4 protein-coding genes are annotated in these 7195 nt (G+C 69.9%); 1 reads left to right on the top strand and 3 read right to left on the bottom strand.

Going from position 1 to position 7195, the window contains the following annotated elements; translation table 11 throughout:
* Positions 1–91: 91 nt before the first annotated feature.
* Positions 92–373, bottom strand: coding sequence for a hypothetical protein (locus tag AB0O21_RS38175; RefSeq protein ID WP_365179831.1), 282 nt, complete (start codon positions 371–373; stop codon positions 92–94).
* 233 nt (positions 374–606) lie between these two features.
* Between AB0O21_RS38175 and AB0O21_RS38170 the strand changes: the two genes are divergently transcribed.
* On the top strand, positions 607–1644 hold the full coding sequence (locus AB0O21_RS38170) for a PP2C family protein-serine/threonine phosphatase (protein ID WP_365179828.1): 1038 nt from the start codon (positions 607–609) through the stop codon (positions 1642–1644).
* A gap of 9 nt (positions 1645–1653) precedes the next feature.
* On the opposite strand, the gene AB0O21_RS38165 is transcribed toward AB0O21_RS38170, so the two are convergent.
* A complete protein-coding gene (locus AB0O21_RS38165) occupies positions 1654–3927 on the bottom strand; it encodes a hypothetical protein (RefSeq protein WP_365179826.1) in 2274 nt (757 codons plus the stop codon).
* A gap of 13 nt (positions 3928–3940) precedes the next feature.
* Positions 3941–6940 (bottom strand): hypothetical protein, encoded by a 3000-nt coding sequence (locus AB0O21_RS38160; protein WP_365179825.1) that lies wholly within the window; start codon positions 6938–6940, stop codon positions 3941–3943.
* Between the last annotated feature and the right edge of the window lie 255 nt (positions 6941–7195).

Here is a 7195-nt window from a genome sequence, read left to right as displayed (position 1 = left end):
CACTCGCTACGACAAAACCCGCGAGTCCTACCAGGCAGCCGTCACCATCGCGTCCCTGTTCCTCTGGCTCAGACCCCTTTGAAGACACGCCCTAGTACGGTGACCGATGCGACGGGAACGGGTGAGCGACATGGCCACCCCTCTCACGGATCTGTGATGGTTTCGACGGGGCCTGAACGGTCTCGCCTTCGTGGCCCCGCCCGGCCGGCCGGTTCACGTCCGGCCTGCCGTGGGCGAGGCGGCTCATGCGCCGCTGACAATCGGCCGTATCGATCCTGCCGCGGAGCGGACGGCCTTCTGCGGCCGTGATCAGCCGCGCGATGTCATACAGCGTGGTGTCGAGAATCAGCGCGCCGATGAGTGCTGCAGCCAAGATGACCACTGCAGTCGGTGCCGGGCGGGAATGGAAGGCTCCCGTTCGGATCTGAGTCTCTTCCCCCATTGTCCCAGGCCGCTGCTACCGGGGCACTTCGTGGATATGGGGTGGTCGGGCCGTCGACGCCGCTCGTCAGGGCGCGGTGCCCTCATTACGTAGATATTCTGTGAAGTGTGATCGGGTCCGAACGGCCACCACCGCTCCGCCGGCGCCCCGGCCCGGGAAGGCTTGTGCGACTGTCGCCGGTCATCCTGACCGTCATCATCGCCAGCCTGGCGTACACCACCCCGCCGGAAATGGCCTTCAGCCGCCTCCTGCCCGCGGCACCGGCCCTGGCCGCCGCCATGTGGCCGGTGCTGCCCACGGTCCTGCTCGGCACGGTCTGCCTCTTCCTGATGATCGGCCTCAGCCTCGTCTTCCCCGATCTGGGAACGTGGTGGACGGCCGCGGGGATCATCGCGGTCACCGTCGCCGCCGCGTACGGAAGCCATCTCCGGCTCCAGCGGGAGCGCACCCTCTTCCAGGTACGGCTCGTCGCCGACGCGGCGCAGCAGGTGGTGCTGAGCCCCATGCCGCGCCGCTTGGGGAACATCGAGATCGAGTCGCTGTACCTCGCGGCCGCGGCGGAGGCCCGCATCGGCGGGGACTTCTACGAGGGCGTCGACACGCCGAACGGGGTCAGGCTGCTCATCGGCGACGTGCGGGGAAAGGGCCTGCCGGCAGTGGGGGCGGCCGCGGCGATCGTGAACGCCTTCCGGGAGGCGGCCTACGGTGAGACCGACTTGGTCAACGTCGCACGCAGGCTGGACGCCAGCAGCAACCGCTACAACGCCGCCTTTCCCCCTGACGGGCCGATGGAGCGCTTCGCCACCGCCCTTCTCGTCGAGATCCCGCACGAGGGCAGACGTATCGACATCCTCAACTGCGGACACCCCCCGCCGCTGCTCCTGAACCGCGGGAAGCTCAGGGTCCTCGAGTCCGACACCCCCTCGCCCCTGCTCAGCCTCGCGGAGCTGATCGGCGATCAGTACTACGTCGAGACCTTCGACTTCGTCCCCGGCGACCTGCTACTCCTCTACACCGACGGGATCGCCGAGGCCCGCGCCCGCGACGGGGAGTTCTTCCCGCTGGCGGCATGGATGCGCCGACAGCCCCTGACACCGCCCCGTGAGCTGCTCACGGCTCTCCACCGCGACCTGCTCCACTACAGCAGAGGACGCCTCGATGATGACATCGCCGCGCTCGCGGTACGTCTGTGCGACTTCTGAGGTGCGGACTCATCCCGGGCTTCCGAGGGCGTTGACGAGTACGGCGACACCTCCGACGACCCGACCCGAGCCTGCCTGTCGCTGCACAAGGTCGACGCGATGGCCGTTCCCCGGTTCCGCGCCCGCCGGGAGTCCGACCTTGAGACCGACCACGAGCGGTGAGAGCGGGTCGGCGCCGAGCGCCACCGGCTCGTCGGGCAGCTCGGCCTGCCACGCGTCGGGGAACCGGCGCAGGACGGCATCGAGGTCGGCCGAGGTGAGCACGGCGTGCGCGCGGGGCGTGACTCCGCCGCAGTCGAACTGCGCCGGAGCCTCGCGCGGACGGTACCGCACCGGGTCGTCGACGAGCGGACGGGGGTCCAGGCGCGCCCTCTTGAGCAGCTCGGCCGACCGGTGGACCACCGCGACCGGCAGCCGACGGTCGGAGCGCCGTACGTGCACGAGCTGCTCCCCGCCGCCGATCCGGTTGGTCAGTACGACCGGGACGACGACGAACTCCCCGGGTACCAGGTCGACCACGGCGACGTTCTTCTGGGCGAGATTCCCGGCCGCCCAGACGTGGCTGCCGGCCGCGGGTTCGTCGAAGCGGCTCAGCACCGAGGCGACCACGGAGGTATGGGATCCGGGCGGCGGCACCGTTGCCCGGGGCCAGCGGGCCTTGACGACGCGGGTCTCACCCGGTGCCAGGTCGAACTCGGCCTTCACCGCCGTGGCTTCGAAGAAGTCGGCCGGGAAGACGAACTCCAGCCCGGTGTAGCCGACCGCTCGGAACGTCACCACGAAGTGCGCCGCCGCACCGGCACCCGTCCGGTTGCGTACCCGCGCGTGGAACCAGTTGTCCTGGCCGTACTCCGGATTCTGGTGGGTGGTGCCGCCGTCGTCGGCGGTGCGGACCCAGAGGTCGGGTGAGTCCCAGAACGCGCCCGCCCAGCTGTCCGCCCCGGGGTCGGCGATGTCGTCGCGCAGCCACAGGGCCGGGGCCGGGTCGGGGTCGGGCCGCCCGTAGACGAACCGGTGGAAGGCGTGCACGACCCGGACGTCGCCGCTGCGGGCGACCAGGTGCTCTTCCAGCCGTTCGGTGGACAACGGCAGCCCGCCCGCCTGGGCCTCGTACAGGGAGCGCATGTGGAGGTTGAGGGGGCCGACGCCCGTCATCGCGGCCAGTCCCGCGAAGAGCGCGCTGCCCGCGGTGTAGGAGGCCGTCGGGGTGTGGCGCTGCCAGGGGTCCCGCGAGCACAGGGTGACGGGCGGGTCGGTGAAGTCGAGGGGGACGGCGTCGTCCGCTCCTTCGTCGTGGAACGTGGTGAAGCCCTCGTCCCACCAGCCATCGGCCTGACTGGCGGGCTTGAGGCCGCGGGCGAACCAGCTGTGGAACGTCTCGTGCAGGAGCGCATCGGCCGATGTCGTCGTACCCCCTTCGTACTCCATGCCCCCGCTGCCGGTGAAGAACGCGACGTACCGGTCGTCATGGAGGTAGCCGCCGTAGTCGTTCTCGTTGTCGACGAGGAGGGCACGGATCGCGCTGATCCGGGCCGCGAGGTCGACGGCCGTGCCCGCCGGCCGCCATGCCTCGATGGTGACCGTCTTGCCGGACACCGGCAGCACCGCGGTGCCGACGGCCCGCTCGACCGTGTTGGACGCCCGGATCTCCAGCAGTGGAGAGACCGAGCTGGACCGGGGCGGGAACGCCACTGACCAGTGACGGGCGGCGAGTTCCGTGACGGAGCCGTTGGTGATCACCGAGTGCGGGACGGCCGTGTTGTCGATCCGGATGTCCAGGTCGATGGAGTACTGGTCGAACTGCAGGTTGGCCGGCAGCCAGGCCTCGAGGTAGCGGGCGCGGTTCAGGTCGGACAGCGCGAGCGCGAAGGTCAGCCGGGGACCCGGCGCCCACTCGACTCTGGGCAGGTAGGAGCCGCCGAGCTGGCTGTCCGGTACGGCCAGCGGGTACTTCACACGCAGCGTGTGCACCGAACCAGCGCTCTGATGGGACTCGACGACGCGCAGATCGGTGAAGGGTCCGGTGCCGAAGGCGTGGTGGGCCAGCCGGGCCGCGGGGAACGGCGCACCGTCCAGCCATGCCTCGGACACCGACTGGCGCAGGTCGAAGAAGGGGTTTCCGGCGGTCCGCCCCACGGTGTAGGTGAGGGTCGCGTCCGCCGAGGCGGAGAGGGACGCGCCGTCGAAGACGATCGACGCGGTGATGGAGCTGATGTCGATCGGGACGGCGAGCAGTCCGTCGACCGTCTTCGGCGGTGGCGCCAACTCCCAGTTGCCGGTCATGTCCGTCTCCCGGTCAGCCGGAGCCCGGGTTCCCGAACTCGATGTCCAGGCTGATCTTCCTCACCGTGACCTTGGTGACGTCGGTCCCGTCGATGCCGAGGTGCTCGAGCAGGCCGTGTGCCGCGTCGTTGCTCTGGGCGGGAGCGGCACTGAGCCCGCGCAGCCCGCTTTCCGTGTCCGCACCGAGGCGGGGATCGACGGTGTAGCGCATCCCGCCGATCTCCATCCCGTCGGCCAGCTGGCACACGTCGATCGACTGGTCGCCGGCAGCCTGCAGTTCGTCGGAGTCGAACGGTGCGCCCGGCACCAGCCGCAACTGCAGTGTGCGCCGCGCACCCGGGTCCAGCCGGAATCCGTTCGCCGCGTCATCGAGGTCGAGCGACCACCCCTTCTCCGCGAGGACGGTGGGCATGGTCACCCTGAGCTCCATACGCGCGGGCCGGGGCAGGTTGTTGCCGGCGACGAAGACCGTGTCGCGCATCGAAGCGACCAGGGCCTCGGGCCCCGCTCCGCCGGGCACGAGGGTGACGTTGCGCTGGCCGATGTTGTTGTCGCACGGGACCAGCCGCCACTCCGCGATCGACTCGGAGCCGGTGAAGTGCTCCACGTTGCTCGGGTCGCCCGCCGTGGAGGCGATCATCAGGGCGCAGTCGTGGCCGTGGACGTTCTCGTTGGGCACCCACTCGAAGGGACCGAGTACGACGTCTCCCGCGCTGTCCGCCGGGACGCTCGGGGCGGTCAGCCCCGCCGCGGGTGACATGGGCGTGAAGTCGCCCGGCCAGGTGAGCCCCGCTCCGGGCAGGCAGTGGTATCCCTGGACGGTCACGGTCCCCGACGCCGAGGTACCGCGGTTCCTGACCTTCACGTAGAAGAAGTTCTTCGTGCCCGCGACGGCGTTCTGGTGTCCTGGCAGGCCGTCGGGTGCGTTCCGGTTCCACATCGACTGGTTGGCCCAGTGCGCCTGCTGGAACTGGTATTCCCCCGCACGCCCGTCGTCGATGTACACGTCGACGGCCGGGGGTTTGCCACCGTACGATCCCTGCTTCTCGAACCCCCAGCGGATCACCTTGTTGTAGGCGCCGCCGGACAGGCCCTCGGACAGCCAGTTCTCCAGGTCCGCCCCCTGCAGCTCCTCACACCACAGCTGGGCGCCGCGCCCCGGGACGTGCGTCCCGGTGACAGGGTCGATGTTGCCGGGGTTGGTGCCGGGTGTGAGTTGCCCGATCGCGCGCAGGATGAGGTACGTCGCGGCGCGGGAGGCGAACAGCCGCCTGCCGAGGTCCGGGTGGTCGCCGCCGATCGCGCGGTAGATACGGAAGTGGCAGGTGGCCAGGATTTCCTCGCTCTGGTAATTCTCGTCGTCCTTGGGGCCGCCCCACTGCCAGGTGCGGTCGAAGCGACGCGGCGAGGACGACGGACGGAACGGCGCGTAGTGGAATCGCGCCGCCGTCCCCCGCAACGACGACTCCGGGTCCATCTGCAGCGCGGCGAGACCGTCCCCGGCGCTGTGCGCGAATCCGAAGGTGCCCCCGCCCACGTGGTCGCCGAGAGACCCGTGACCACCCATCTCGTGCCAGTGCACCCACGGGTCCACCGCTCGGCCCAGGGGCTGGGTGGTGTTGGTGAGGTCGCACAGGGAGTAGCACTGGTGGCCCGTGCCGCCGGTGCCGTTGGGCGCCCAGTGGGCGTTGATCTGGTCTTCGCCCGTGCCGCGGTGGTCGACCGGAATGGGGAAGTCCGTTCCGTCGAAGTAACTGGCGATCGGGAACCCCAGGTCGGCGATCCTGCGGAACAGCTGGGTCTGGTGGTAATAGGCGTTGACCGCCGCGAACCCGTTGCTCCTCGGCGCGAAGTCGAAGTCCGAGCCCGACGGACGGGTGGGAGGGGCCACGGTGGGATGCTCGACGTCCCGGATGACCACGTAGGTGCCCCGCAGGCTCTGGGCCCCCGAGGCCGGCGGGTCCAGATCGTTGAGGACCTCGCTCGAGTCGTGGTTCTGCAGGATTGCGTCGCTGTCGTCGGAGGTGACGGTCAGATCACCGCTGCCGACATTGGGGTCGACCCGGAAGACCAGGCCGTTGATGAAGCAGGTCTGGCACTCGATGTAGAGGACCGAGCCGGTTTCCACCTCGGCGAGCAGGAGCCAGACCAGGTCGCCGTACCCGGGAACGCCGTGCCGGACGATCATCTCGGCGCACAGATAGGTGTGTCCGGACTCGATCGACTCGTCGACCGGGGCGATGTCCGGGAACGGCGGTGTGGTCTCCTCCCGGGTGGCCGCCTCCGTCGTCTCCGGGGCCGCAGCCTTGCCGTCGGGTCCGGGCAGGCCGCCGCCAGGGGGTTCCGGCTTGCCGGCGAAGCGGAACTCCGGCTGGTAGCGGTAGGCGACGAACCGTCCGTTCATCAGGCCGGTCCCGGAGGTCCCGTCGACCCGCTTCGTGGCGGCACGCCCCGTGACCCCGAGCGTGCGCTGGACGACCCGTGTCGCCTCCTTCACCTCGGCCGGGATCTCCGCCTCCGCCTGCGCGCCCTCACGGGGTGCGAGGCGGCCGAGGAATCCGGCGCCGTCCTGGAAGAGCCTGCGGTAGAAGTCGATCCGCTCCTCGCTCGGCAGCTCGCCGTCCAGGCCGGGTTCCGTGTTGTTGGTGACGCCGACGATCCGGTTCGGCCCCTGTTTCACCTTGACCGAGATACCGCGGCGGAACACCGGCACGTCGAAGTAGGTCTGGGCGAAGGAGACGGTCGTTGCGTCGAACAGCCTCTTGTCGTCCTCGAGCCGGTACTCGATGTCCTTCTGCTCGGGCGCCATGGCCCGGGCCCGCACCCGCAGGTTGTCCAGGCCCGGCCGCTGCAGCCCGAGCGTCTCGGCCGCATCCCTGAGGTAGGCGCTCGCCGCTTCGACGGGGTCGTTCTCGTCGCTCGCCCGGAGCTCCTGGCTGTACCGGATGTGCGTGACGTTGGCGCCGTCCTTGGTGACGTGGCCCTTGACCGAGCCGTCGTAGTAGGTGGACATCGAGGCTCTCCGTCCCGTCGGCCTGGCAACAACGGCTATGCACCGTCAACATGGAATGCGGTCGGCTCACCGCTCGATGAGCGGTGCTCAACGGCCGAGGCAGCCTGCGTCCTGGGGCCGGACAGTCCGGGGCGATCAGGAATGGCCTGCGTGGCCACCGGGCCACCGCCCGAGCGCGGGACATACGCACAACGCGGACAGGGAGTCAGGCTTCGATTTCGAGCCTACGCCGCGCGTTTCAGGCTGTCGATTCGG

It is taken from the genome of Streptomyces sp. NPDC091371 (assembly GCF_040684275.1).
In the GTDB taxonomy this organism is placed as follows: domain Bacteria; phylum Actinomycetota; class Actinomycetes; order Streptomycetales; family Streptomycetaceae; genus Streptomyces.
The sequence above is the reverse complement of the archived record's forward strand: the minus strand, read 5'-3'. Positions and strand labels throughout refer to the sequence as shown.

Bases quoted from the DNA above. Each gene is read 5' to 3' on its own strand.
- AB0O21_RS38165 (WP_365179826.1), bottom strand. From the start codon at position 3,927: ATGACCGGCAACTGGGAGTTGGCGCCACCGCCGAAGACGGTCGACGGA.
- AB0O21_RS38160 (WP_365179825.1), bottom strand. From the start codon at position 6,940: ATGTCCACCTACTACGACGGCTCGGTCAAGGGCCACGTCACCAAGGAC.